General features: G+C 67.2%; 24 protein-coding genes and 1 tRNA gene. 13 read left to right on the top strand and 12 right to left on the bottom strand.

Annotated elements, in window-relative coordinates; translation table 11 throughout:
* Positions 1 to 27: 27 nt before the first annotated feature.
* Positions 28 to 2,496, bottom strand: coding sequence for a DNA topoisomerase (ATP-hydrolyzing) subunit B (gene gyrB / locus MF609_RS16110; protein ID WP_242417170.1), 2,469 nt, complete (start codon positions 2,494 to 2,496; stop codon positions 28 to 30).
* A gap of 325 nt (positions 2,497 to 2,821) precedes the next feature.
* Here gyrB and MF609_RS16105 point away from each other — a divergent pair, with 325 nt between their 5' ends.
* A complete protein-coding gene (locus MF609_RS16105; protein ID WP_242417169.1) occupies positions 2,822 to 3,190 on the top strand; it encodes a glycine zipper 2TM domain-containing protein in 369 nt (122 codons plus the stop codon).
* Between the two features lie 116 nt (positions 3,191 to 3,306).
* Positions 3,307 to 5,868: a TonB-dependent receptor gene (locus MF609_RS16100; protein ID WP_242417168.1), complete on the top strand. Its 2,562-nt coding sequence runs from the start codon at positions 3,307 to 3,309 to the stop codon at positions 5,866 to 5,868.
* Positions 5,869 to 5,982: 114 nt separating this feature from the next.
* On the opposite strand, the gene era is transcribed toward MF609_RS16100, so the two are convergent.
* The gene (gene era / locus MF609_RS16095) at positions 5,983 to 6,885 is read right to left on the bottom strand and encodes a GTPase Era (RefSeq protein WP_242417167.1); all 903 of its coding nucleotides are present in this window, start codon (positions 6,883 to 6,885) and stop codon (positions 5,983 to 5,985) included.
* A gap of 168 nt (positions 6,886 to 7,053) precedes the next feature.
* On the opposite strand from era, the gene MF609_RS16090 reads away from it, so the two are divergent.
* The 5 genes from MF609_RS16090 to hslU all read left to right on the top strand — a co-directional run bounded on the left by MF609_RS16090 (position 7,054) and on the right by hslU (position 12,023).
* Complete coding sequence (locus MF609_RS16090; RefSeq protein ID WP_242417240.1) at positions 7,054 to 8,649, top strand: alpha-N-arabinofuranosidase; 1,596 nt, start codon at positions 7,054 to 7,056, stop codon at positions 8,647 to 8,649.
* Positions 8,650 to 9,005: 356 nt separating this feature from the next.
* Positions 9,006 to 9,545: a glycoside hydrolase family 108 protein gene (locus MF609_RS16085; protein ID WP_242417166.1), complete on the top strand. Its 540-nt coding sequence runs from the start codon at positions 9,006 to 9,008 to the stop codon at positions 9,543 to 9,545.
* Positions 9,546 to 9,577: 32 nt separating this feature from the next.
* Entirely contained in the window at positions 9,578 to 9,994 is a 417-nt protein-coding gene (locus MF609_RS16080) for a holin family protein (RefSeq protein ID WP_242417165.1), read from the top strand.
* Positions 9,995 to 10,165: 171 nt separating this feature from the next.
* Positions 10,166 to 10,717 carry an ATP-dependent protease subunit HslV gene (hslV, locus tag MF609_RS16075; protein WP_055757729.1) on the top strand — a complete coding sequence of 184 codons (552 nt, stop codon included), beginning with the start codon at positions 10,166 to 10,168 and terminating at the stop codon, positions 10,715 to 10,717.
* Positions 10,718 to 10,727: 10 nt separating this feature from the next.
* Entirely contained in the window at positions 10,728 to 12,023 is a 1,296-nt protein-coding gene (hslU, locus tag MF609_RS16070; RefSeq protein ID WP_242417164.1) for an ATP-dependent protease ATPase subunit HslU, read from the top strand.
* A 168-nt stretch (positions 12,024 to 12,191) separates the two neighbouring features.
* Here the strand turns inward: hslU and MF609_RS16065 are convergent, their stop codons facing one another.
* The 7 genes from MF609_RS16065 to MF609_RS16035 all read right to left on the bottom strand — a co-directional run bounded on the left by MF609_RS16065 (position 12,192) and on the right by MF609_RS16035 (position 16,491).
* Positions 12,192 to 12,587: a hypothetical protein gene (locus MF609_RS16065; protein WP_242417163.1), complete on the bottom strand. Its 396-nt coding sequence runs from the start codon at positions 12,585 to 12,587 to the stop codon at positions 12,192 to 12,194.
* A gap of 20 nt (positions 12,588 to 12,607) precedes the next feature.
* Positions 12,608 to 13,330, bottom strand: a complete 723-nt coding sequence (gloB, locus tag MF609_RS16060) for a hydroxyacylglutathione hydrolase (protein ID WP_242417162.1) — start codon at positions 13,328 to 13,330, stop codon at positions 12,608 to 12,610.
* The gene (locus tag MF609_RS16055; protein ID WP_242417161.1) at positions 13,327 to 13,746 is read right to left on the bottom strand and encodes a VOC family protein; all 420 of its coding nucleotides are present in this window, start codon (positions 13,744 to 13,746) and stop codon (positions 13,327 to 13,329) included. Before MF609_RS16055 ends, gloB begins: the two co-directional genes overlap by 4 nt.
* A 61-nt stretch (positions 13,747 to 13,807) precedes the next feature.
* Complete coding sequence (locus MF609_RS16050) at positions 13,808 to 14,560, bottom strand: tetratricopeptide repeat protein (RefSeq protein ID WP_242417160.1); 753 nt, start codon at positions 14,558 to 14,560, stop codon at positions 13,808 to 13,810.
* Entirely contained in the window at positions 14,560 to 15,270 is a 711-nt protein-coding gene (locus MF609_RS16045) for an alpha/beta fold hydrolase (RefSeq protein ID WP_242417159.1), read from the bottom strand. Before MF609_RS16045 ends, MF609_RS16050 begins: the two co-directional genes overlap by 1 nt.
* A 40-nt stretch (positions 15,271 to 15,310) precedes the next feature.
* On the bottom strand, positions 15,311 to 16,279 hold the full coding sequence (locus tag MF609_RS16040; RefSeq protein WP_242417158.1) for a glycoside hydrolase family 5 protein: 969 nt from the start codon (positions 16,277 to 16,279) through the stop codon (positions 15,311 to 15,313).
* Positions 16,280 to 16,353: 74 nt separating this feature from the next.
* A complete protein-coding gene (locus tag MF609_RS16035; protein WP_242417157.1) occupies positions 16,354 to 16,491 on the bottom strand; it encodes a hypothetical protein in 138 nt (45 codons plus the stop codon).
* Between the two features lie 112 nt (positions 16,492 to 16,603).
* Here MF609_RS16035 and MF609_RS16030 point away from each other — a divergent pair.
* The 6 genes from MF609_RS16030 to MF609_RS16005 all read left to right on the top strand — a co-directional run bounded on the left by MF609_RS16030 (position 16,604) and on the right by MF609_RS16005 (position 22,057).
* Positions 16,604 to 16,678, top strand: a tRNA-Thr gene (locus MF609_RS16030).
* A gap of 435 nt (positions 16,679 to 17,113) precedes the next feature.
* Positions 17,114 to 18,229 carry an FAD-dependent oxidoreductase gene (locus tag MF609_RS16025; RefSeq protein WP_242417156.1) on the top strand — a complete coding sequence of 372 codons (1,116 nt, stop codon included), beginning with the start codon at positions 17,114 to 17,116 and terminating at the stop codon, positions 18,227 to 18,229.
* 38 nt (positions 18,230 to 18,267) lie between these two features.
* Positions 18,268 to 19,170, top strand: coding sequence for a VOC family protein (locus tag MF609_RS16020; protein ID WP_242417155.1), 903 nt, complete (start codon positions 18,268 to 18,270; stop codon positions 19,168 to 19,170).
* 4 nt (positions 19,171 to 19,174) lie between these two features.
* Positions 19,175 to 20,332: an alpha/beta hydrolase family protein gene (locus MF609_RS16015; protein WP_242417154.1), complete on the top strand. Its 1,158-nt coding sequence runs from the start codon at positions 19,175 to 19,177 to the stop codon at positions 20,330 to 20,332.
* The gene (locus MF609_RS16010) at positions 20,329 to 21,108 is read left to right on the top strand and encodes a cyclase family protein (protein WP_242417153.1); all 780 of its coding nucleotides are present in this window, start codon (positions 20,329 to 20,331) and stop codon (positions 21,106 to 21,108) included. The genes MF609_RS16015 and MF609_RS16010 overlap by 4 nt, the downstream gene beginning before the upstream one ends.
* Before the next feature lie 4 nt (positions 21,109 to 21,112).
* Complete coding sequence (locus MF609_RS16005; RefSeq protein WP_242417152.1) at positions 21,113 to 22,057, top strand: fumarylacetoacetate hydrolase family protein; 945 nt, start codon at positions 21,113 to 21,115, stop codon at positions 22,055 to 22,057.
* Between the two features lie 42 nt (positions 22,058 to 22,099).
* Here the strand turns inward: MF609_RS16005 and MF609_RS16000 are convergent, their stop codons facing one another.
* The 3 genes from MF609_RS16000 to MF609_RS15990 all read right to left on the bottom strand — a co-directional run bounded on the left by MF609_RS16000 (position 22,100) and on the right by MF609_RS15990 (position 24,586).
* Positions 22,100 to 23,035 carry a LysR family transcriptional regulator gene (locus MF609_RS16000; protein WP_242417151.1) on the bottom strand — a complete coding sequence of 312 codons (936 nt, stop codon included), beginning with the start codon at positions 23,033 to 23,035 and terminating at the stop codon, positions 22,100 to 22,102.
* 340 nt (positions 23,036 to 23,375) lie between these two features.
* The gene (gene msrB / locus MF609_RS15995; RefSeq protein ID WP_242417150.1) at positions 23,376 to 23,819 is read right to left on the bottom strand and encodes a peptide-methionine (R)-S-oxide reductase MsrB; all 444 of its coding nucleotides are present in this window, start codon (positions 23,817 to 23,819) and stop codon (positions 23,376 to 23,378) included.
* Positions 23,820 to 23,875: 56 nt separating this feature from the next.
* Positions 23,876 to 24,586: a dienelactone hydrolase family protein gene (locus MF609_RS15990; RefSeq protein ID WP_242417149.1), complete on the bottom strand. Its 711-nt coding sequence runs from the start codon at positions 24,584 to 24,586 to the stop codon at positions 23,876 to 23,878.
* Between the last annotated feature and the right edge of the window lie 30 nt (positions 24,587 to 24,616).

The following is a 24,616-nucleotide window of genomic DNA, read 5'->3' as shown; positions in this document are numbered from 1 at the left end:
ACGCACCGAAGCGCCCGCTCCGCCGCCTCAAACGTCCAGATTCGCCACGTTCAGCGCGTTCTCCTGAATGAAATCCCGCCGCGGCTCGACGACATCACCCATCAGCCGCGTGAAGATTTCGTCCGCCACATCGGCCTGATCGATCGCGACGCGCAGCATCGACCGGTTCGACGGGTCGAGCGTGGTTTCCCACAGCTGTTCGGCGTTCATCTCGCCCAGCCCCTTGTAGCGCTGGATCGACAGGCCCTTGCGCCCCGCCGCCAGGATCGCGTCGAGCAGCTGGCTCGGCCGTGCGACCAGCGTCTCGCCCTTGCCCGCAACCGCCGGCGCTTCTTCCTCGCCCTCGGCCACCGTTTCGCCGGCGCTGCGCGCGCTGACCAGCTTCGACACGCCGGCATAGCTCGCCGCTTCCTCGGCTGCCAGGGCGTGGAGCTTGCGCCCCTCGGCCGACAACAGGAACGCCGGCTCGATCGTGTGCGTATCGGTGACCCCGCGCCAGCGCCGCTGGAACTGCAGCCCGCCATCCTCGGTCACCCGCGCGGTCCACTGCGCCTCGACATCGGTGCGGCCGATCCGCGACACCGCATCCTGCAACCGCGTATCGCGATCCGCCTGCCCGATCGCCGGGTCCAGCACGCCGGCGAGCGCCAGCACCTCGACGATGCCCATGTCGTAGCGGCGCGGGACATAGCGCATCAGCGTACGCATCCGCCGGGCGTGACCCAGCAACGCCTTCAGGTCGTCGCCGCTCCGCGCGCCCGCCGGGCTTTCCAGCACATGCGCGCTGACGCCCGCCTCGACCAGATATTCGTCGAGCGCATTGTCGTCCTTCAGATAGACTTCGGACCGGCCCTTGGTCGCCTTATACAGCGGCGGCTGGGCGATATAGAGGTGCCCCTTCTCGATGATCTCGGGCATCTGGCGATAGAAGAAGGTCAGCAGCAGCGTGCGGATATGCGCGCCGTCGACGTCGGCGTCGGTCATGATGACGATCTTGTGGTAGCGCAGCTTGTCGATGTTGAAATCGTCGCGGATACCGGTGCCGAGTGCGGTGATGATCGTCCCGATCTCGCGGCTGGCGAGCATCCGGTCGAACCGCGCACGCTCGACGTTCAGGATTTTCCCGCGCAAGGGGAGGATCGCCTGGAAATGGCGGTCGCGGCCCTGCTTGGCGGAGCCACCGGCCGAGTCACCCTCGACGAAGAACAGTTCCGACTTGGCGGGATCGCGCTCCTGGCAATCGGCCAGCTTGCCGGGCAGCGACGCGATGTCCATCGCGCCCTTGCGGCGGGTCAGCTCACGTGCCTTCTTCGCGGCCTCGCGCGCGGCGGCGGCGTCGATCACCTTCTGGATGATCGCCTTCGCATTGCCCGGATTTTCCTCCAGATAATCGGCCAGCTTGTCGGCCATCAGCGCTTCCAGCGGCTGGCGCACTTCCGACGACACCAGCTTGTCCTTGGTCTGCGACGAGAATTTCGGATCGGGCAGCTTGACCGAGACGATCGCGGTCAGCCCCTCACGCATGTCGTCGCCGGTGAGGGAGACCTTTTCCTTCTTCAACATGCCCGACTTGTCGGCGTAATTGTTGAGCGTACGCGTCAGCGCGGCGCGGAACGCCGCCATGTGCGTGCCGCCATCGCGCTGCGGGATGTTGTTGGTGAAGGCGAGGACGTTCTCGTAATAGCTGTCGTTCCATTCCAGCGCGACGTCGATGCCGACATCGTCGCGGAAACCGTTGATCGCGATCGGATCGGGCATCAGCGGCGTCTTGGTCCGGTCGAGATATTTCACGAACGCGGCGATCCCGCCTTCATAATATAGCTCGACCTCGCGCGGCTCCTCGTGCCGGGCATCGACCAGCACCAGCCGCACGCCGGAATTGAGGAACGCCAGCTCGCGGAAGCGGTGTTCCAGCTTGTCGAAATCGAACTCGGTGATCTTGAACGTTTCCGCCGACGGCAGGAACGTCACGCGGGTGCCGCGCTTCTCCGACGGCCCCACGACCTTCAGCGGCGCTTCGGCATCGCCCCGGCGGAAGCGCATGTAATGTTCCTGGCCGTCGCGCCAGATCGTCAGGTCGAGGAAGTCGCTGAGCGCGTTCACCACCGACACGCCCACGCCGTGCAGGCCGCCCGACACCTTGTACGCATTGTCGTCGTTGGTGTTCTCGAACTTGCCGCCGGCGTGCAGCTGGGTCATGATGACCTCGGCCGCCGACACGCCCTCTTCGCTGTGGATGCCGGTCGGAATGCCGCGGCCATTATCCTCGACCGAGACGGAGCCATCGGCGTTCAGCGTGATGAGGATGCGGTCGCAATGCCCGGCCAGCGCCTCGTCGATCGCATTGTCGCTGACCTCGAACACCATGTGGTGCAGGCCGGAGCCGTCGTCGGTATCGCCGATATACATGCCCGGGCGCTTGCGGACCGCGTCCAGGCCCTTCAGCACCTTGATCGAATCTGCGCCGTAGTCGTTCTGATTGGGGTTCGTTGCCATAGCGAGTATATAGGGTTTCGCGTGGCGGAACTAAAGCAAAACCCGCATGGGCGCGGGGTGGTTTCGGCACCCCGCGCTCGTCATTCCCGCGAAGGCGGGAATCCATAAACGCCGATGGCGCGGCAGGATCGCCAACGACAGCGTGTATGGACTCCCGCCTTCGCGGGAGTGACGAAATCTCGCCCTCCACCCCGCACCGATACTGAACGGCAGCTAACAGGCGCATTCAGTATCCGCTCAAGCGAATCGGTCCATACCCCAACTCACAGACGGACTTCCCCACAAGGGATCAACCACCGTCACCGAGTTTTGAGGGAGAAGACCCATGTTCAAGAAGCTGACGCTTGCCGCTGCCGCGCTTGCCACGGTCGCTACCGCCGCCGCCCCCACCGCCGCTTCGGCGCAGAGCTGGCGCGGGGACCGCTACGAGCGGGATTATCGCGACGGTCGCGGCTATCGTGAATATCGCGGCGACCGCGGTTACTATAACGACCGCCAGTATAACCGCCGCGGCGCGCGCTGCGAGAATGGCGATGGCGGCACCGTGATCGGTGCGATCGCCGGCGGCCTGCTCGGCAACACCGTTGCCGGTCGCGGCAACCGCCTGCTCGGCACCATCCTTGGTGGTGGCGTCGGTGCGGTCGCCGGCCGGGCGATCGATCGGGCCGACCCGCCGCGCTACTGCAACCGCTAACCGGTTTCCGGCACCCCCGGTGGCGTAACGGGGTGTCGGACATGGGGTCGGTCCTTCCTGCAAGGGGAGGGCCGGCCCTTTTTGCATGGCCCGCCGCGCCATTGCCGTTTTTCGCCATGCTTCGGTCCGAAACCGCTCCTAGCCCGGTTGCCGCAACGATGATGGAGCGGCGGATGCGGGTGGCAGTCGGACGAACGCTGGCCGGTGCCGCCGTCATGGCGATGCCGCTCCCCGCCGCCGCGCAGGACGATACCGCCGACTCCCGCGAAGACATCGTCGTCACCGGCAAGCGCCCGAGCGGTTCGGCGATCGGCGATATCGCGCCGGTCGCGGTGCTGGATGCCGCCGCGCTGCGCGCGCTGGGCGCGACCAGCATGGAACAGCTGGCGAAGCTCATCGCCCCCCTCACCACCTCGGCCAGCGGCGGCGAACCCGTGTTCCTGCTGAACGGCCGGCGCATTTCGGGCTATCGCGAAATCTGGACGCTCCCGCCCGAGGCGCTGGAACGCACCGAGGTCCTGTCCGAACAGGATGCCGCCCGCTTCGGCTTCGCCCCGACGGTCCGCGTCGTCAATTTCGTCCTGAAACCGCAGTTCCGCGCGATCGTCGTCGATCAGGGGGCCGGCACCACCACCGATGGCGGCGGCGGCACCGAGCGGCTGGAGCTGGGATCGACCCGCATCGCGGGCGACCGCCGCACGCTGCTGTCGATCAACTACGACCGGCAGAACCGCCTGCGCGCCACGCAGCGGCCCTATCTGCCCGACAGCGACAGCCCGTTCGACCGGATCGGCAATCTCCGCGCGATCGGCGGGGGCAGTATCGACCCGGCGCTCGATGCGCTGGCCGGACGTCCGGTGACGGTCGCCGCCGTGCCGCTCGACCCGACGCGGCGCGCCACGCTGGCCGACTATGCCGCAGGGCCACGCGCGACCGATCTTGCCCCTTTCCTGTCGCTGCGCAGCCGCGACGCGCTGAAGGTCGACGGCACCCATGTCGTGCCGATCGGCAGGACGATGCTCGCCTCGCTCAACCTGACGATGGAGGCCGAACGCGGTCGCGCGCTCGCCGGGCTGCAGGGGGCGACGCTCACCGTGCCCGGCGACACCGCGCTGCCCTTTGCCGGCCCGGTGCTGCTCGACCGCTATCTCGACGAAGGGGCGGTGCTGACCCAGCGCAACGACAGCCTGACGCTGCACGCCGCCTCGACGGTGCAGGGCGGGTTCGGCCGCTGGCTCTGGACCGTGACCGGCGGCTACGACCGGGTGCGCGCCCGGGCCGCCGTCGATCGCGGCGTCGCGGCCGATGCGTTGCAGGCGGCGGTCGATGCCGGCGCAAACCCCTTCGACCTCGGCCCGACCCTCGCTGCGCAACCGATGATCGTCACCCGCAGCCGCACCGTCACCGGTACGCTGACGGGCAAGGCGACCGCCACCGGCCCGGTCCTGCAACTGCCCGCCGGCCCGGCGCAGCTGACCCTGAACGCCGACTATGCCCGCTCAAGCAGCAGCGGACGGCTGGCCGACGATGCCGGCGCGGCGAGCGACCTGACCCGCACCGTGCGCGGCGGCAGCGCCAGCATCGACCTGCCGATCGCCTCGGCCGATCGCGGCGTGCTGTCGGCGATCGGGTCGCTGTCCGCCAATGTCCTGTTCGGCCTCACCGGCGTGTCGGATTATGGCAGCCTCGCCAGCAGCAATTTCGCGCTGAACTGGACGCCGAAGCGCCCGGTGTCGATCACCGCGTCGATCAACACCGCCCGCACCCCGCCCGCCATCGCCACGCTGACCCAGCCGATCGTCACCGTGCCCAACACGCCGTTCTTCGATTTCGTGACCGGGGCCAGCGCGCCGATCGCGGTCACCGGCGGCGGCAACACCGACCTCAGGCCCGAGGAACGGCAGATCCGCACGCTCGGCATCGGCTGGCGTCCGATCAAGGACAAGCAGCTGAACCTCAATCTCAGCTATATCGACACGCGCATCACCGATCAGGTCGCCAATCTCGGCAGCGCGACGGCGGCGTTGCAGGCGGCCTTCCCCGACCGCTTCGTCCGCGACGATAGCGGCCGACTGCTGCGGGCCGATATCCGCCCGGTCAACCTGTTCCGCGAAGTCGAGCGCAAGCTGAAGGCGGAGGTCTCGTTCTTCGGCCCCATCGGCCCCACGCCCACGCCCCCGGCCAAGGACGCGCCGCCCCCGCCCGAACGGCCGCAGCTCTGGTCCTTCGTCACGCTCACCGCGCGGCTCGACGACCGGCTGACGCTCCGGCCGGGACAGGGCGAACTCGACCTGCTCGACGGCGAGACGCTCGACGGCAATAGCGGCCGGCCGCGTTATGAAGTCATGGGCAATATCGGCGGATCGAAGGGCGCGTTCCGCATGGGCGTCTATGCCAACTGGCGTCCCGGCACCCGCATCCGCAGCCCGCTGCCCGCGTCCGACCTGCGCTTTTCGGGGCTGACCTTCCTCGGCCTCTATTCGCAGATGCAGGCCGACAAAATTGCCCCGAACGCCCCATGGGCGAAGCGGATGGTGTTCCAGTTCGAGGTACAGAACCTGCTCAACGACCGCGTCGACGTCCGCGACCGGAGCGGCGCAACACCCTATCGCTTCCAGCCGTCGTTCCTCGACCCTTACGGCCGGATCGTGCGGCTGTCGGTGCGGAAACTGTTCTGAGCTTCCCTCTCATCGTCACCCCGGGCTTGACCCGGGGTCCCGCTTCCTACCTGCGGTCGAGAAGAAGAAGAAGCGGGACCCCGGGTCAAGCCCGGGGTGACGTCACGTGCGAAACTACTCCACCCAGTCCAGCCCGATATCCCGGTACAGCATCCGGTCCTCTTCCCAGTTCGGCTTGACCTTCACATGCAGGTACAGGTGGACGCGCACGCCCAGCAATTCCTGCAATTCCTTGCGCGCGGTCGCGCCGATTTCCTTGATCCGCTGCCCGCCCTTGCCCAGCACGATCGCGCGCTGCGTGTCGCGCGCGACATAGATTTGCTGGTGGATCTCGACCGATCCGTCCTCACGCTCCAGATAGCGTTCGGTATCGACCGCGCTGGCATAGGGCAGTTCCTCGTGCAGCTGGTGGTACAGCTGTTCGCGAGTCACTTCGGCCGCCAGCATCCGGTCGGTGGCGTCGCTCACCTGGTCCTCGGGGAAATGCCACGGCCCCTCGGGCATCCGCTTGGCCAGCGCCGCCTTCATTTCTGCAAGGCCGTCGCCGGTCTGCGCGCTGACGAAGAAGGTTTCCTCGAACGCCGCCATCTCGTGCAGCCGCGCGGCATGGTCGAGCAGACGCGGCTTGTCGGCGATATCGACCTTGTTCAGGATCAGCAGCTTCGGCTCTTTCCGGCCGGCCAGCGGCTCGACGATCGCGCGGACCTTCGGCCCGATCCCGCCCTTGCCGTCGACCACCACCGCGATCGCATCGGCCCCCGCCGTGCCTTCCCATGCCGCCGACACCATCGCGCGGTCCAGCCGCCGCTTCGGTTCGAAGATGCCCGGCGTATCGACCAGCAGCAGCTGGGTATCGCCCTCGATCGCGATGCCCATCAACCGGGTGCGCGTCGTCTGCGCCTTCGGACTGGTGATCGCGACCTTTTGCCCGACCAGCGCATTGACCAATGTCGACTTGCCCGCATTCGGGGCACCAAGGATCGCGACAAGGCCGCACGACTGGGGGGAAGACGTCAAAAGATCAGGACCTGTCGATAAAGTGGAGGGAACGCCCTCTCTTACCCCGACCGCTCCCGGCTGCAAAGCGTCCCGATCGGCACTTGATCGCGCCCCGCGCTGCCGCTACGCATTAGTCAGACAAAAACTGACATAGGGGGGATTGATCCCATGACCGGCCGGACCACCATGCGCCACAAGCTGCGCCAGCGGGCGCGCGCCTTTGCGCTCGGCACCGCATCGCTGCTGATCGCGGCGACCGCCGCCGCCCAGACGACGCCACCGCCGGCCCCGACGCCGCAGCCGGGTCAGCCCGCACGGATCGCCATTCGCGGCGATCAGGCCGGCCCCACCTATGACCGGCGCATCTTCACCCAGTTCGCCGAACATCTCGGCAACGGCATCTATGGCGGCCTGTGGGTCGGCAACGACCGCCGCATTCCCAACACGCGCGGCTTCCGCAACGACGTCGTCGCCGCGCTGAAGCGCCTTGGCGTGCCGGTCATCCGCTGGCCCGGCGGCTGCTTCGCCGACGAATATCACTGGCGCGAGGGGATCGGGCCGAAGGCCAAGCGCCCGGTCAAGATCAACACCAACTGGGGCGGCGTGACCGAGGACAATGCCGTCGGCACGCACGAATTCATGGACCTGACCGAACAGGTCGGCGCCGAAGCCTATATCTCGGGCAATGTCGGCAACGGTTCGGCTCGCGAAATGGCCGAGTGGGTCGAATATATGACCCAGCGCGCCGGCACGCTGGCCGACGAACGCGCCCGCAATGGCCGCAAGGAACCGTGGAAGGTCCCCTATTTCGGCATCGGCAACGAACTCTGGGGCTGTGGCGGCAACATGCGCCCCGAATATGGTGCCGACGAAACGAAGCGCTTCGCGACCTTCATCAAGTCGCCCGAGGGCAGCCGCGTGCTGAAGATCGCGTCGGGCGCCAATTCCGACGACTATAACTGGACCGAGGTGATGATGCGCGAAGCGATGCGGCACATCGATGCCGTCTCGCTCCATTACTACACCGTCCCCGGCGGCTGGGCGCCCAAGGCGTCGCCGACCGAGTTCGACGAATCGGCATGGGCCGAAACGCTCGGGCTGACGTGGAAGATGGACGAACTGATCGCCAAGCACAGCGCGATCATGGACAAATATGATCCGCAGAAGCGGGTGTGGCTGGCCGTCGACGAATGGGGCACCTGGTACGGGCAGGATCCGGGTACGACGCCGGGCTTCCTGCGCCAGCAGAACACGCTGCGCGACGCGCTGGTCGCCGCGATCAACCTGAACATCTTCGCCAAACATGCCGACCGGGTGAAGATGACCGCCATCGCCCAGATGGTGAACGTGCTGCAGGCGATGATCCTGACCGACGGGCCGAAGATGGTCCTGACGCCGACCTATCACGTGTTCGAAATGTACAAGCCGTTCATGGACGGCACGGTCCTGCCGATCACGATCGACAGCCCCTATTATTCGCGCGACAAATGGGCGATCCCGGCGGTGTCGGCCTCGGCCGTGCGCGGCAAGGACGGCGCGGTGCATATCGCCTTGTCGAACGCCGATCCGAACCGGGCGACCCCGATCAACGTCGCGCTGACCGGCGTGGCCGGCACGACCATCACCGGCCGGGTCCTCACCGCCCCGACGATGAACGCGCACAACGACTTCGACAATCCGAACGCGATCGCCCCGGCGGCGTTCACCGGCGCGCAGTTGGCCAACGGCACGCTGTCGGTGACGCTGCCGGCCAAGTCGGTGGTGATGCTCGACCTCAAGTGACCCGGAAGGGGGGCGGCGTAACGTCGCCCCCCTTCCCCTCCCCACAACCCGTTCGCTTCGAGCGCAGGTTCGAGCCTGTCGAGAACCGAAGTCGAGAAGGCCCCGCCCCAAACACCGAGTTCTCGACTGCCGCTTCTCGACAAGCTCGAAGCTGCTCGAACCAAACGGAAATGGTGAAGCCCTCCACCCGTCCCCCCGCGCAGGCGGGGGTCCAGAGCCACGAACGCAGCCGTCGCCACCAAAACCCCGCGCCCCCGCCGACGCGGGAGTTGGATCGCACGGCCTGACGGCCGCACAATCCAACTTTCCTACAACGAACCGTTCTGGTTACGTTCTCCCTCCAGCAGGAGGTAGAAATGGACGCAACCCAACTCGTCGAAGACGTGATCGACCGTGAAGGCGGCTATGTCGATCACCCCGCCGACCGCGGCGGACCGACCCGCTTCGGCATCACGCAGGCTGTCGCCCGCGCCGAAGGTTACACCGGCACCATCCGCGACCTGCCGCGCCCGCTCGCCGCGCGCATCTATCGCCGCCGCTACTGGCAGGTCCCGAATTTCGACCGCGTGGCGACCCGTGCGCCGCTGCTTGCCGCCGAACTGTTCGACACCGGCGTCAACATGGGGCCGGCCATCGCCGCGACCTTTCTCCAGCGCGTCCTCAACGCCCTCAACCGCCAGCAGCGCGACTGGGGCGATCTCGCGGTCGACGCCAACATCGGCGCCCGGACGCTGCACGCGCTCGATACGCTGCTCGCCACGCGCGGCCCTTCGGCAGAAGCGGTTTTGGTCAAGGCGATCAATGCCTTGCAAGGCGAACGCTATCTCCACCTCGCCGAAACCCGCCCCGCCAACGAAGCCTTTCTCTACGGCTGGCTGGCGCAGCGCATCGGTTGATTCGCCCAACCTTCGCCAACTTCCACGACAGGATGAACAAGATGCTCAACACCCTGATCGCGCCGATCGCGGCGCTGCTCGACAAGCTGATCCCCGATCCCAAGGCCCGCGATGCGGCCAAGCTGGAACTGCTGAAGCTCGAATCCGCCGCCGATCTCGACCGGGTAAAGGCGCAATTATCGGCAATCGTCGCGGAGGCGCAGTCGACCGACCCCTGGACCTCGCGCGCAAGGCCCGGCTTCCTCTACGTCATGTACGCGCTGCTGCTCTGGGCGATCCCGATGGGGCTGATCTCGGCGGTACAGCCCGACATGGCCGCCGGCATCGCGCGCGGCATGACCGCGTACCTGCGCGGCATCCCGGAGGAACTCTACGCCCTCTTCGGCACCGGCTATCTCGGCTACACCGCCGCCCGCGCCTGGGGCAAGGCCAAGGGGGTGGAAAAGTAAAAGCTCCTCCCCGGCACGGGGAGGGGGACCATGCGAAGCATGGTGGAGGGGGGCATCCACATACGGAACCGTCGTGCTGCGAGGCCCACCCCCTCCACCAGCTTCGCTGGTCCCCCTCCCCGTTCCGGGGAGGACCTTGCGCCGCCCTTACCCCTCCCCATATCCGCGCCCATGAGCAAAGAGACGGTGTGGCACGGCACCACGATTGTATCCGTGCGTCGCGGCGGTCGTGTGGTGATCGCGGGAGATGGGCAGGTTTCGGCCGGGCAGACGGTCATGAAACCCAATGCGCGCAAGGTCCGCCCGCTGGGCGATGGCAAGGTAATCGCCGGGTTCGCCGGCGCCACCGCCGACGCCTTCACCCTGTTCGAACGGCTGGAGGCCAAGCTGGAGCGCCATCAGGGCCAGCTGCTGCGCGCCGCCGTCGAACTGGCCAAGGACTGGCGCACCGACAAGTTCCTCCGCAATCTGGAGGCGATGCTGATCGTCGCCGACAAGGACGTGACGTTGGTCGTCACCGGTAATGGCGACGTGCTCGAACCCGAAGCAGGCATCGCCGCGATCGGATCGGGCGGCAATTTCGCCCTCGCTGCCGCCCGCGCCCTCTCCGACTATGAAGGCGACGCCGAAAAGGTCGCGCGCAAGGCGCTCGCCATCGCCGCCGAACTCTGCGTCTACACCAACGATCGCGTCACCCTCGAAGCGCTCGACAGCGCGAACTGACGGACATTCCATGCAAGACAATCTGACTCCGAAGGCGATCGTCGCCGCATTGGACGCGCACATCATCGGCCAGCAGGACGCCAAGCGCGCCGTCGCCGTGGCGCTCCGCAACCGCTGGCGGCGCCAGCAGCTTAGCCCCGACCTGCGCGACGAGGTTTCCCCGAAGAACATCCTGATGATCGGGCCGACCGGCTGCGGCAAGACCGAGATCAGCCGCCGCCTCGCACGCCTCGCCGACGCGCCCTTCGTGAAGGTCGAGGCGACCAAGTTCACCGAGGTCGGCTATGTCGGCCGCGACGTCGAACAGATCGCCCGCGACCTGGTCGAGGAAGCGATCCGGCTGGAGCGCGAACGCCGCCGCGTCGCGGTGAAGGACAAGGCGGAGGAGGCGGCGATGGCCCGCCTGCTCGACGCGCTGACCGGCAAGGGCGCCAGCGAAGCGACCCGCGAAGCCTTCCGCCAGCGCTTCCACGACGGCCATATGGACGACAAGGAAATCGAGATCGAGTTGGACGCCGCCCCGCAGATGCCGTTCGAAATCCCCGGCGCGCAGCCGCAGATGCTCGACCTGTCGGCGATGATGGGCAAGGCATTCGGCGGCGGGCAGCAGAAGCGCCGCAAGCTGACCGTCCGCGCCGCGTGGGACAAGCTGGTCGAGGAAGAGGCCGACAAGCGCCTCGACCAGGACGAGGTCAGCCGTGCCGCGCTGGCCGATGCCGAGGCGAACGGCATCGTCTTCCTCGACGAGATCGACAAGATCGCGGTCAGCGACGTGCGCGGCGGTAGCGTCAGCCGCGAAGGCGTGCAGCGCGACCTGCTGCCGCTGATCGAGGGAACGACCGTCGCGACGAAATATGGTCCGATGAAGACCGACCATGTCCTCTTCATCGCCAGCGGCGCGTTCCATGTCGCCAAGCCCAGCGACCTGCTGCCCGAACTACAGGGCCGCCTGCCGATCCGGGTCGAGCTGGAGGGGCTGACCGAAGCCGATTTCATCGCGATCCTGTCGGATACCAAGGCGTCGCTGCCCGCCCAGTATCGCGCGCTGCTCGGCACCGAATCGGTCGAGGTCACCTTCACCGAAGACGGCATCGCCGCCATCGCCCGCATCGCGGCGGAGGTGAATGCCGAGGTCGAGAATATCGGCGCCCGCCGCCTGCAGACGGTCATGGAAAAGCTGCTGGAGGAAGTCAGCTTCGACGCCGAGGACCGCGCAGGGCAAGCGGTGACGATCGACGCGCCCTATGTGGAGAAGCAACTGGCGAGCATCGCCCGGAATACCGACCTCAGCCGCTACGTGCTGTAAGCGGTTCTCGACAGGCTCGAACTGGACGGGTTTCACCGGGGAAACTTCCCACCCCGTGCGGTTCGAGCAGCTTCGAGCTTGTCGAGAAGCGTCCGTCGAGAACGGGTTGCTTGTGGCACTCGGTTCTCGACAAGCTCGAACCAAACGGGAGGGGGAAAAGGCTACCCCTCACCCCACCTTGTCATACGGCACGAACTCCCCGAACGTGCAGTCGGCCGACGCGATCGGCGACCCGCGATCGACCAGCCGGAAGCGGTCGTTGCGGCAAACCTGCGCCCCGTACAGGATCGACACCACGATCTGGTCGTCACGCAGGAACGGACAGCGGTCGCGCACCTGCGTCCGCCACAACCGCTTGCCGGTCTGGCGATAGACCAGCGAATCGCCCACCACCTGCGGCCCGTCGACGAAGCCGGTCGGGATGCAATTCTCGGGCTTGCCCGCCACACGCCCCTCCAGCATCTTGGCAAGCTCCCGGTCGCCCTTCGCCTGCGTTTCCGCCTGTTGCTGCGGGGTCGCACATGCGCCCAGCAACAGCGCCGCGGTCCATGCCATTCGCTTCATCGTGCCTCTCCTCAACTCGATCAGAACATATCCTTGGCCGCACGGTGCCGGGCCAGTTCCTCGGCCGAACGGCTGCGCAGGAACGGGTTGGTCGCCAGCTCGGCGCCGATCGTCGTCGGCACGGTCGGCTCGCCCCTGGCGCGCAGCGCCTCGACCGCCGCCATCCGCTCGACGATCGCCGCATTGTCCGGCTCGGCGGTGAGCGCATAGCGGCCGTTCGACAGCGTATATTCGTGCCCGCAATAGACCCGCGTCTCGGCGGGCAGTTCGGCATAGCGCCGCATATTGCCGTACATCTCGGCCGCCGTCCCTTCGAACAACCGGCCGCAGCCCATGGCGAACAGCGTGTCGCCGCTGAACAGCACGGCGGCGTCGGCGAAGTGGAACGCGACATGGCCGGCAGTATGCCCCGGCACCGCCCACACGGTCGCCTGCGCGTCGCCGACCGACAGCATCGCTCCCTCGCCCACGCCATTGTCCATGTCGGCGATCTTGCCGCGCTCCGCCTCCGGCCCGGTCACTTTGGCGCCGGTCGCCGCCTTGATCGCGGCGTTGCCGCCGACATGATCGGGGTGCCAGTGCGTGTTCCAGATCGCGGTGATCGTCCAGCCCCGCGCGGTGGCGGCGTCCAGCACCGGCTGCGCCGCACCCGGATCGACCGCCACCGTCTCGCCGCTCGCATCGTCGTGCAGCAGCCAGGCATAGTTGTCGGACAGCACCGGGATCTGGACGATCTCCATCACCACGTCCCCGTGTTCGGCATGGAGGCCCAGGGTTCGGCAGGGTCGAGCGACCCGTCCTGCAACAGCTCGATCGAAATGCCATCGGGCGTCTTCACGAACGCCATATGCCCGTCGCGCGGCGGCCGGTTGATCGTAACGCCCGCATCCATCAGCGTCTGGCAGGTGGCGTAGATGTCATCGACCCGGAACGCCAGATGCCCGAAATTGCGCCCGCCGCTATAGGGTTCGGCGTCCCAATTATGGGTCAGCTCGACTTCGGCGACGCCTTCCTGCCCCGGCGCGGCGAGGAAGATCAGGGTGAATCGCCCCTTCTCATTCTCCATGCGGCGGACTTCCTTCAAGCCCAGCATGTCGAAAAAGGCGATGGTCGCGTCCGGGTCGGTCACCCGGATCATGGTGTGGAGATAACGGGTCATCGACGGCTCCCTATGGATCGACCCGGCATATCGGGTCGGCAGGGGCGCGTCGCAACCGCCATCAGGCGGGCGGCAGCGTGTCGAGCGCGGCGTCGGCTGCCTTGGCCTGCGGACTGTCGGGAGCGATGCGCTGCACCGCCTCGAACGCGGCCCGGGCGCCCTTCCCGTCTCCCGATAGCCCCGCGATATTGCCCGCTTCCAGCTGCACCGACGCGTCGTCGGGCGACCGGCGCAGCGCTTCGGCAATGTCCGCCTTCGCGCGGGTCAGGTCGCCCGTCCGCCGCGCCAATGTCGCCGACAACAGCCATACCAGCGGGTCGGCCGGCGCATCCTTCACCGCGCGGTCGAGATCGCCGCGCGCCCCGGCCAGGTCGCCAGCCGCAACCCGGACCCGCGCCCGGTCAAGCTGTGCCTCGCCCCGCGCCAGCCCGGTCAGCGTCCCGCTGGCCAGTGCCGCGTCCAGCGCGGTGCCGGCTGCGATCGTATCGCCATCGGCCAACCGGGCATTGCCCGCCTGCGCCCAGTAATTGGCGGCACGGGCATCCTTCGCCACCTCCGCCTCGCGCGCGGCCTGTTCGAACGCCTCGGCGGCGGCGGTCCAGCGCTGGCGCGTCGCATAGCTCATGCCCAGGCATTGCCGCGCCAGGAACCCGCCACCGACCAGCCGCCACTGCCCTGCGATCTTCTCCGCCTGTTCGGGCGCGGTCGTCGCCGCATCGACGCAGGCGTCGTAGCGGGCTTCGGGCGTAGCCCCGGCGGGCAGTTGCGGCCCGGCGGCAGCCTGAAGGGCAAGGAACAGCAGCGGAGACAGCATCAGGTCAGGACATCCTCGATCGCGCGCAGGATCAGCGCGATGTCGCTCTCGCGCGACAGGCGATGATCGCCATCCTTGACCAGGATAGTCTGCACATCGGCTGAACGGAGACGCGAGGCGAGGTGGACGGTGCGCTCCCACAGCACATCGGCATCGCGCTGTCCCTGCACCAGCCGGACGGCTACGTCGACCGGCAGCTCGCTGTGCATCACCCGGTTCGCCTCGCCCGACGACCAGAAGGCCCGGGTGAACACGGTCGGCGTATCGGCATAGGGTGACGCCCGCTCGATCCGCCCTTGCGTCAGCAGCGCCATCTTCTCTGCCTGCGTGAACCCCCAGTCGGTGAAGTCGGGCGCGGGCGCGATGCCGACCAGCCCGGCGATCCGCTCGGGACGGGCGCGGGCGGCAAGCAGCGCGATCCATCCGCCCATCGACGATCCGACCGGGACCACCGGTCCTTCGATCGCATCATCGATCATCGCCAGCGCATCGTCGACCCAGCCGGCCAGCGTCTGTTCCTCGAACACGCCCGGACTTTCACCGCACCCGGCATAGTCGAACCGCAGGAACGCCCGGCCCGTCTCGCGCGCCCATGCCTCGATCGCCAGCGCCTTGGCCCCGCTCATGTCGGACGCATAGCCCGGCAGGAACAGGATCGTCGGGCCGGAACCGGGGGTGTGACGATAGGCGAGCGGGCGGGAGTCGGTCATGGACGCGTCATGCCACGCCCCCGCCCACAGCGACAAGGCGTCAGCGTGCCGCGCGCAGATGCCCCCGCACCAGCCGCCCCGATTCGGTCAAATCCGCCTCGCTCCAGCCCGACAGCGCCTGCGTCGCAGGCTTCAGGATCGCCGATGCCTCGTCCTTGTTCGCGACCGACCAGTTGAGATAGCTGATGCCGTTCTTCGCGCACCAGTCCCACCAAGTCTGCGTTTCCTTCGCATCGATCGGCGCGTCGCCATTGGCGGCGGTGGTGCCATATTCGGTGACGAACAGCGCCACACCGCGCCGCATCGCCGTCTCCGCCTTGGCGCGCAATTCGCCCTTATGCGTCGCGGCATAGAAATGGAGCGTATAGGCGACGTTGGCGAAGGGCAGCGGATCGGCCGCCGCCTCATCGACATCCTGCGACCAGCTGCGCGTGCCGGCGACGACGAAGGCACCCGGGTCGATCGCCCGGATCGCGCCGATCACCTTCGCATGATAAGGCTTCAGCACCTTGGCCCAGCCATGTTCGGGCAGCGGCTCGTTATAGGTTTCGTAGATCAGGTTGGGCACGCCGCGATATTTCGTCGCGATATGGCTGAAGAAGCGGACGGCATCGTCGGCGCGCGGCTGGTGCGCGTGCCAGTCGACCACGACATAGATCCCTTGCGCGATCGCCGCGTCGATCACCGCCTCCGCCCGCTTCGTCTCCGCCTCCGGCTGGGTGTCGTAGCCGCCCTGCTGCGCGCCGATCGCCGCGCGCACCGCCGTTACCCGCCAGTCGCGCACCAGCCACGCAACCGTCGCCGGATCATAATAGCGCGGCTGCCACTGGCTCCAGAACAGCGACATGCCATGCACGGCATAGGGCCGCCCCTGCGCATCGACCACCCGGTTGCCCTTCACCGCCAGCCGGCCATGCGCCGCCACCGGCGATCCCGCAGGCGCGGCCGGTGCGGCCCAAGCGACCGGTCCCGACAACAACGCGACCAGCAACAGCCACCAGCGACGCATAAACCTCTCCCCTTTGATTCCGTTGGACAAAGCGTGCCGTCCGCTGTCAACGCTGTCAACAACCGGGCGAGCGATCAGTCCTCTGTGGAGGTGCCGACCACCGGCGCAGCGGCACGCTCGACCGCCGCTTCGCCTCGCGCCTGTTCCTTGCGCCGGCGCAAATTCTGTCGCAGCGCCTGTGCCAGCCGCGCCTTGCGTTCCGCTTCACTCATGGCGACTTTCTACGCAATTCGCACGCAATATGGCAACGGCCGCTTGACATCCCGCCCAATGCCTGCACATAGGCCCCTCCCGCCGCCGAGGGGTTTCCCCCCGGCTCGGAGTGCTGCCGTAGCTCAGTGGTAGAGCGCATCCTTGGTAAGGCTGAGGTCGTGAGTTCAATCCTCACCGGCAGCACCATTTTTCCCGTGAGACTGGTTAGATAGCCTCCCCTCGGGGGATCGTTGGTCCGGGTAATGATACGGGTGATCAGCATCGGCTCACGCTGATTTCGCCCGCTTCTCTCTCCATTCTTGGCTCGAGCACCCGTGCGATCTCATCGCCACGCTTTGGTCATCAGCCGCTTCCGTGGCCGACTCGCTAGTGGCACCAGCCGCGACGGACGGGCCTTACGCCTTGGTCTATGACAAGCCACGCCACGCACAGTGTGACGAACGATACGATCGTGCGACCCAGCAGGCTAGCTATCGATATCGTTGATACTCATACATCTGATAAACTCATTTTATCTATCTTTTTTGTTCCCCTAACCTCCCCTTCAAGAACAGATTCGGGAGAGGTCATGACAGGTTCGGCGAGCGACTGCCTTCCGGCATGCCCTGACGCGCGCGGCGCATGAACGCGTTGAAAATCCTCGTCATCGGCGGCGGCATCGGCGGCCTGACGGCGGCGATCGCGCTGCGGCGGGACGGGCATGACGTTACCGTGATCGAAAAGGATCCGTCCTGGTCGGTATACGGCGTCGGGATCATCCAGCAGTCGAATGTCCTGCGCGCGATGCGCGAACTGGGCCTGATCGATTCCTACCTGGATGCCGCATGCGGCTTCGATCATGTCGAGGTGTTCACGCCCGCCGGAATGTGCGTCGCCCGCGTGTCTTCGCCCAATCTGGTGCAGGGCTATCCGGCGAATGTCGGCATCGCCCGCCCCGCGCTGCACAAGGTGCTGGCGGATCGCGTGATCGCCGACGGGGTCGAGGTGCTGCTGGGCGTCACGGCGACCTCGATCGACGATCGCGGCGACAGCGTCGAAGTCACGCTGTCGTCGGGCGCCTGCCGGGTCGTCGATATCGTCGTCGGTGCGGACGGCGTCTATTCGCGGACCCGCTCCCACCTCTTCCCCGATGCCCCGGCGCCTGCCTATACCGGTCAGGCGGTCTGGCGGTACAACCTGCCGCGGCCTGCCGGGCTCGACGCGCTACAGGCCTATAACGGACCGATCGGCATCGGGCTGGTGCCGATGAGCGCCGACCAGATCTACATGTTCGTCACCACGCCCGAACCGGCGGGAACGCGCTATCCCCGCGAAGGGCTGGCGGCCGCGATGCGTGCCAAGCTGTCCGCCGCACCCGCCGCCGTGCGGGCGCTGGCAGACGGGATCACCGATGACGACGCCGTGGTCTATCGCCCGCTGGAAACGCTGATCGTCGAGGGCGACTGGCACAAGGGCCGCGTCGTCCTGCTCGGCGATGCGCTCCATGCGACGACGCCGCATCTGGGACAGGGCGCGGGAATGGCGATCGAGGACTCGATCGTCCTGGCCCAGGAAGTGGCGCGCCACGACACGCCCCATGCCGCCTTCCGTGCCTATCGCGACCGACGCTTCGATCGCTGCGCGTACATCGTGCGGTCGAGTCTCGCGATTTGCCGCGGCCAGCTCGGACTGTCCGAGCCGGTCGATAACGCCGCAGCGACGCGCGAGATGTTCGCCGTCGTCTCGCAACCCATCTGACCCCACCGCCGCCGAGCGATAGACCCGAGGACCGACCGATGAGCCGAATTACCGATATCCGCTACGTGGGCTACGCCATGCCGGACATGGAGGCCGAACGCGCCTTCTACGCCGACGTCTGGGGATTGGAGCCGGTGCCAAGCGACGACGGCATGGCCTATTTCAAGGCACAGGGCCATGGCGAGCATCACGTCGTCCGCCTGCGCCGGGACGACGTCGCCCGGGTCGACGTGATCGCGCTCGCAACCGACAGCCGCGCCGATGTCGATGCGATCCACGACCGCGCCGTCGCGGCCGGTTGCCGGATCATCTTCGCACCGCGTGACCTGACGTCGCCGGGCGGCGGCTATGGTTTTCGCTTCTTTTCGCCGGACGGCATGCCGTTCGAGGTGTCGAGCGACGTCGCCGAAGGATCGAAGCGGACGATGGTCCGGTGGGACGCGGTCCCGCAGAAGATCAGCCACATCGTCCTGCATTCGCCCGACCACAAGGCCACCGTGCAGTTCTTCATCGACGTACTCGGCTTCAAGCTGAGCGACTGGCTGGGCGATTTCATGGCGTTCCTGCGGTGCAACGAAGCGCATCATCGCATCGCGTTCCTGCCGGGCCCGCCCTGTCTGAACCACGTCGCCTATGACGTGCTGACCGTCGACGACATGATGCGCGGCATCAACCGGCTGCGGAAAAAGGGAACCGACATATTGTGGGGTCCGGGCCGTCACACCGCAGGCAACAATACCTTCAGCTATTTCACGACGCCGAACGGCTTTGCCGTCGAATATACCTCCGAGCTGGAGGACGTCGACTTCCACGCCCATGAGGCACAGGTCCATGTGCCCGGACCGCAGGTGATGGACCAGTGGGGCGTCGGCGTCGGCGGCCCGCAGACGATGCCGCATCCGAAGGCCGACCCGGCCCTGTTCCAGGCGGCGGAGGTCTGACGTCGTGGCCCTGTTCGAATATTTCCCGAACTATATCTGGAACCTGTCGGTCGCGATCGCGCTGGAAAGCGGCGCGCAGATCGGCGAGATCGTCGATATGTGCCAACCGATCCGCGATGCGGCGGCGGGCGGTGCCGATGCGGGCACGCCGCAGTTCATGGCCAAATGGGTCGAGATGGCCGACAGGCTGATCGGCCTGGCCGACGAGGACGAGGCGCGCGGGCGCGGCTTCTCCGCCAGCGACAAGCTGGAACGCGCGGCGCTGTATCTGCTCGTCGCCGAACGCATGCAGGGCCATGGCCATCCGGGCCGCAAGGCCACCTATGCCAAGGCGCGAGAGACGTTCGACCGCTCGACCCGCCTCGGCAGCCTGCCGCGCGAACGGGTGGAGGTGCCGCTGGCCGACGGTACCATGCCCGCGCTCTACACCCGCGCCCCCGGTGAAGGGCGCAAGCCGGTCGTCGTCTATTGCAACGGCCTCGATAGCTGCAAGGAACTGCTCTACTGGTCGAAGCTGCCCCATGCGCTGGCGCGGCGCGGCATTTCGACGCTGTGCGTGGACCAGCCCGGATCGGGCGAGGCGCTGCGCCTGCAGAACCTGCCGGTCGATCCGCACAGCGAGAATTGGGCGTCGAAGGCGGTCGACTGGCTGGAGGCGCGCGACGATGTGGATCCGCAGCGGATCGGCATGACCGGCATCTCGCTGGGCGGCCATTTCGCGCCGCGTGCCGTCGCCTATGAACCGCGCTTCGCCAGCGGTGCGGTATGGGGTGCCAACCATAACTGGCGCGAGGTTCAGGACAAGCGGATGAAGCGGGAAGGCGAAAACCCCGTGCCGCATTACTGGGCGCATGTCATGTGGGCGTTCGGTGCCGGCGATATGGACGACTTCCTCCGCCGGTCGACGGACATGAACCTGAACGGCCATATGGACCGCATCCGCGTGCCGTTCCTCGTCACCCACGGCGCCAGCGACCGCCAGATCAGCGTCGACTATGCGCATGACCTGCACGACCAGCTGGTCAATGCGCCGCGCCGCGAACTAAAGCTGTTCACCGCGCGCGAAGGCGGGGTGGAGCATGTCGGTGCGGACAATATGAGCTTCGGCCGCGACTATATCGCCGACTGGTTCGCCGATACCCTGGGCGGCCACGTCGCATGAGCCGCCGGTTCCTCGACCTGTCGATCACGCTCGACCCGGATGTGGTCACCGACCCGCCGTTCATGCGCCCGTCGATCACCTACCAGACGCACGAAGAAACCGTGGCGGAGGTGCAGAACTTCTTCCCCGGCCTGACCGCCGATCGGATGGCGGGCGGCCGGGGCTTCGCGGCGTCGGAAACGCTGACGCTGACCACGCACAACGGCACGCACCTCGATGCGCCATGGCATTATCATCCGACGATGGACGGCGGGAAACCGGCGATCACCATTGACGAGGTGCCGCTCGACTGGTGCTTCCGGCCCGGCGTGAAGCTGGACTTCCGGCATCTGCCCGACGGCTATGTCGCCACCGCCGCCGACGTGGAGGCGGCGTTGCAGCGGATCGGGTATGCGCTGCAACCGCTGGATATCGTACTGGTCAACACCGCGGCCGGCGCGGCGCTCGGCAGCCCCGATTTTCTGGGGAAGGGCTGCGGCATGGGCTATGAGGCGACCATGTACCTGACCACGCGCGGCGTGCGGGTCACGGGCACCGACGCATGGAGCTGGGACGCCCCCTTCGCCGCGACGGCGCAGCGTGTGGCCGAAACCGGCGACACCTCGCTGATCTGGGAAGGGCACAAGGCCGGGCGCGACATCGGCTATTGCCACATGGAAAAACTGACCAACCTCGACCAGCTTCCCGATTTCGGTTTCACCGTCTCCTGTTTCCCGGCGAAGGTGAAGCGCGGTTCGGCAGGCTGGACGCGCGCGGTCGCGATCTTCGAGGACTGATATCATGCGCCTTGCCACCCTTCGCGACGGCACGGCCGACGGCCGCGTCGTCATCGTCGCCCCGGACGGTACGTCCTGCGCACCGGTCCCCGTCGCGACGCTTCAGCAGTTGCTGGAACAATGGGATATCCATGCGGCGACGTGCCGCGCGATCGCGGAGTTCCCCGATCCCCTCACCCCGCAGGCGCTCGCCGCACCGCTGCCGCGCGCGTGGCAGTGGCTCGACGGGTCGGCGTTCGACAGCCATGGCGCGCTGATGGACCAGGTGTTCGGCATCTCGCCCGAACGCACCGGCCTGCCGCTGATGTACCAGGGACTGTCGGATCGCTTCTACGGTCCGTACGACGACGTGCCGCTGCCATCCGAAGCGCTGGGCATCGATTTCGAAGGCGAGTTCGGCGTGATCGTCGACGCCGTACCCATGGGCACCCCGGCCGAGGCCGCGCTGAACCATGTGCGGTTGATCGTCCAGATCAACGACTGGTCGTTGCGGGCGCTGGCCGGACCGGAAATGAAGACCGGTTTCGGATGGGTGCAGGCGAAACCGGCGTGCAGCATGGCCGGGATCGCGGTCACGCCCGACGAACTGGGGGATGGCTGGCGCGACGGGCGCGTCTGTCTCGACCTGCTGGTCGACTGGAACGGCGCGCGCTTCGGGGCGCCCAACGGTGCCGCGATGGCCTTCGGCTTCCACGAACTGGTCGCCCATGCCGCGCGCACGCGGTCGTTGCCGGCCGGGACGATCATCGGCTCCGGCACCGTGTCGAACGCCGATTTCCGCGAGGTCGGATCGACCTGCATCGCCGAGCGGCGCGGGATCGAGATCGTCGACGAAGGAAAGCCGCGGACCGATTTCATGCGGTTCGGCGACACGGTGCGGATGGAGGCACGACAGGCCGATGGCCGCGCGCCGTTCGGGACGATCGAACAACGGGTGGTGAAAGCATAGCGCCCCGCCGCGTACCGATGCCGGCAGGGCGGTGGCGGCGTTTCAATTCGCGCCGGTAACGCCCTGCCCCGTCGCCGTTCCCGCCGCCACGCGTTCGAACATGTCGATCAGCCAGGCGATGCCGGCATCGTTCGCGCGGCTGGAGTGATATTGCGCGACTTCACGAAGCTGCGGAATCTCGAACGGCAGGGGTTGCATGACCAGGTCGAACGCATCGCAGAACACGGCCGCCAGCCGCTGCTGCAACACGGCGACGCGACGGGTCTGCGGCAACATCAGCGCCACGCCCGAAAAGGTCGAGCTGGACACTTCGATCCGCCGCTGGTCGCCATAGGGTAGCATGTGCCGCTCGGCAAAGGTCAGTTCGCGCCCCGACCCGAGCCGCACCGCGACATGGCCGAGCGACAGGAACGTGTCGAGGTCGAGCGGCCGGTCCATCGCCGGGTTGCCGCGCCAGCCGACGACGACGTGATCGTCGGTGAACAGCGGGCGGACCGGGTGCGCCGGCGAGGCATATTGTTCGGGGCTGACGACGCAGTCAATCTCGCCGTTCTCGAACTGGGTGAGGCTCATCGATCCGGTCGGTCCGACGTCCATGCTGACGCCCGGCGCGACGGTCTGCAGCGCGCGCAGGGCCGGGGCGATCAGGACGGTCTGGATGAAGTCGGACGCACTGATCCGGAACCGGCGCTGCGACGTGGCCGGGTCGAAGGTCGACGACGTGTCGATCAGCAGGTCCGCCTTCGCCAGCAGGTCGCGCGCGATCGGCCAGAGCGATTCCGCATAGGCGGTGGGGATCATCGACCGGCCGATCGATACCAGCAGTTCGTCGTTGAAATAGTCGCGCAACCGGGCAAGCGCGGCGCTGACCGCCGGCTGGCTCAGCTTCAGCCGCTCGGCCGATCGCGACACGCTGCGTTCCTGCAGCAGGATGTCGAGCGCGACGACGAGGTTGAGGTCCAGTCCCTTGAAACGCATCCGCCATCCCGTGCCTGTAGACAGGCTCGATCCCTATTCGCCGATCAGCCGTCCGGCCAGCACCAAGGCAGGCATGGCGCACCGATCGGAAACAAGGGTACGTCGATACGCCATTTCGACAAGCTCGACGGCTGCTCAGGACCAACGGGTCAGGTTCACGTCACCGGCCCGGGGCGCGTTCGGCGTCGCCTATCGGTCGCCCGTCACGATCCGACACTGGAAGCGCGCATCGTCGCATTACTGGCCAAGCCGGCGAGCCTGATCGAGCGCCGACGCTGCGGGGATGGCGCAGGCACCGGGTAGCGATTCCGCCGAACCCGGCCCCGGCCACCCATGGACGCTATCCCTCGACCTGATCGAGATAGGCACCATAGCCCTCTGCCTCCATCGCATCGCGGGGCACGAAGCGCAGGGCGGCGGAATTGATGCAGTAGCGCAAGCCACCCCGGTCGCGCGGACCATCGGGAAAGACATGCCCCAGATGGCTGTCGCCGCCGGCCGAGCGCACCTCGGTACGGACCATGCCATGCGTCGTGTCGCGCAGTTCGGCGACATTGGCCGGTTCGATCGGCTTGGTGAAGCTCGGCCAGCCGCAATGCGAATCGAACTTGTCGGCCGATGCGAACAGCGGTTCGCCCGACACGATGTCGACATAGATGCCCGCGCGCTTCTCATGCAGATATTCGCCGGTGCCCGGCCGCTCGGTGCCGCTCTGCTGCGTCACGTAGAATTGCTCGGGCGTGAGGCGGGCAAGCGCCTCCTCGGTCTTGCGATAGTCGGTCATTGGTCGTTCCTTTGCTGCCGTCTTAGATGGGGCCGGACCGGCCCCACGCAACCGGATCAGAGCAGTTCGGCAAGGAACGCCGTCACCGATTCCCATGACCGGCGATCGGCATCGGCGTCATAGGCCATGCCCTTTTCGGGGGCGGCGGCATGGGGGTTGGTGAAGGCGTGCATCGCCCGACCATGGGCGTGCAGCTGCCAGTCGGCGTCGCGTGCGCCCATTTCCTCCGCAAAGGCCAGCACCTTGTCGGGCGCCGCCATCGGATCGCGCCAGCCATGTTCGACCAGCACCTTCGCCGCGATCGCCCCGTCCTGCTCCAGGCCATGGCCGTCGAGCATTCCGTGCAGGCTGACCACGCCCCGCACCCCGTCGGCACCGCCGCGCGCCAGGTCGAGGACGCACAGCCCGCCGAAGCAATAGCCGATCGCCGCGATCCGCGTCGCATCGACCCGGTCGAGCGTCGCGGCAAAGGTCACCGCCGCCCGCACCCGCTGCAACAACGCCGCACGGTCGGACAGGAACGGGCCGATCAGGTGGCTGTTGTCACCCGACGGATCGCCCTTCACGTCCTTGCCGAACATGTCGATCGCGATGCCGACATAGCCCAGCTCGGCCAGCCGCTCGGCGGTCTTGTGCTCGCCCTCACCGCGTCCGGCCCATTGATGGACGATCAGCACCGCCGGCGCCTTTTCCTCTCCGGCGGGAAAGGCGATCCCCGCCTGCAATAGCGTATCGCCGTCCCGGTAATCGAACTGCTGCACCGTCATTCGCCTGCTCCGTTATCGATTGTGCCGCCT

It is taken from the genome of Sphingomonas panni, from assembly GCF_022664435.1.
Classification (GTDB): domain Bacteria; phylum Pseudomonadota; class Alphaproteobacteria; order Sphingomonadales; family Sphingomonadaceae; genus Sphingomonas; species Sphingomonas panni.
Note: the sequence above shows the minus strand (reverse complement) of the source record. Positions and strands in the feature narration are given on the sequence as shown.

Bases quoted from the DNA above. Each gene is read 5' to 3' on its own strand.
- gyrB (WP_242417170.1), bottom strand. From the start codon at position 2,496: ATGGCAACGAACCCCAATCAGAACGACTACGGCGCAGATTCGATCAAG.
- MF609_RS16105 (WP_242417169.1), top strand. From the start codon at position 2,822: ATGTTCAAGAAGCTGACGCTTGCCGCTGCCGCGCTTGCCACGGTCGCT.
- MF609_RS16100 (WP_242417168.1), top strand. From the start codon at position 3,307: ATGCTTCGGTCCGAAACCGCTCCTAGCCCGGTTGCCGCAACGATGATG.
- MF609_RS16090 (WP_242417240.1), top strand. From the start codon at position 7,054: ATGCGCCACAAGCTGCGCCAGCGGGCGCGCGCCTTTGCGCTCGGCACC.
- MF609_RS16085 (WP_242417166.1), top strand. From the start codon at position 9,006: ATGGACGCAACCCAACTCGTCGAAGACGTGATCGACCGTGAAGGCGGC.
- MF609_RS16080 (WP_242417165.1), top strand. From the start codon at position 9,578: ATGAACAAGATGCTCAACACCCTGATCGCGCCGATCGCGGCGCTGCTC.
- hslV (WP_055757729.1), top strand. From the start codon at position 10,166: ATGAGCAAAGAGACGGTGTGGCACGGCACCACGATTGTATCCGTGCGT.
- hslU (WP_242417164.1), top strand. From the start codon at position 10,728: ATGCAAGACAATCTGACTCCGAAGGCGATCGTCGCCGCATTGGACGCG.
- MF609_RS16065 (WP_242417163.1), bottom strand. From the start codon at position 12,587: ATGAAGCGAATGGCATGGACCGCGGCGCTGTTGCTGGGCGCATGTGCG.
- MF609_RS16055 (WP_242417161.1), bottom strand. From the start codon at position 13,746: ATGACCCGTTATCTCCACACCATGATCCGGGTGACCGACCCGGACGCG.
- MF609_RS16050 (WP_242417160.1), bottom strand. From the start codon at position 14,560: ATGCTGTCTCCGCTGCTGTTCCTTGCCCTTCAGGCTGCCGCCGGGCCG.
- MF609_RS16045 (WP_242417159.1), bottom strand. From the start codon at position 15,270: ATGACCGACTCCCGCCCGCTCGCCTATCGTCACACCCCCGGTTCCGGC.
- MF609_RS16040 (WP_242417158.1), bottom strand. From the start codon at position 16,279: ATGCGTCGCTGGTGGCTGTTGCTGGTCGCGTTGTTGTCGGGACCGGTC.
- MF609_RS16035 (WP_242417157.1), bottom strand. From the start codon at position 16,491: ATGAGTGAAGCGGAACGCAAGGCGCGGCTGGCACAGGCGCTGCGACAG.
- MF609_RS16025 (WP_242417156.1), top strand. From the start codon at position 17,114: ATGAACGCGTTGAAAATCCTCGTCATCGGCGGCGGCATCGGCGGCCTG.
- MF609_RS16020 (WP_242417155.1), top strand. From the start codon at position 18,268: ATGAGCCGAATTACCGATATCCGCTACGTGGGCTACGCCATGCCGGAC.
- MF609_RS16010 (WP_242417153.1), top strand. From the start codon at position 20,329: ATGAGCCGCCGGTTCCTCGACCTGTCGATCACGCTCGACCCGGATGTG.
- MF609_RS16005 (WP_242417152.1), top strand. From the start codon at position 21,113: ATGCGCCTTGCCACCCTTCGCGACGGCACGGCCGACGGCCGCGTCGTC.
- MF609_RS16000 (WP_242417151.1), bottom strand. From the start codon at position 23,035: ATGCGTTTCAAGGGACTGGACCTCAACCTCGTCGTCGCGCTCGACATC.
- msrB (WP_242417150.1), bottom strand. From the start codon at position 23,819: ATGACCGACTATCGCAAGACCGAGGAGGCGCTTGCCCGCCTCACGCCC.
- MF609_RS15990 (WP_242417149.1), bottom strand. From the start codon at position 24,586: ATGACGGTGCAGCAGTTCGATTACCGGGACGGCGATACGCTATTGCAG.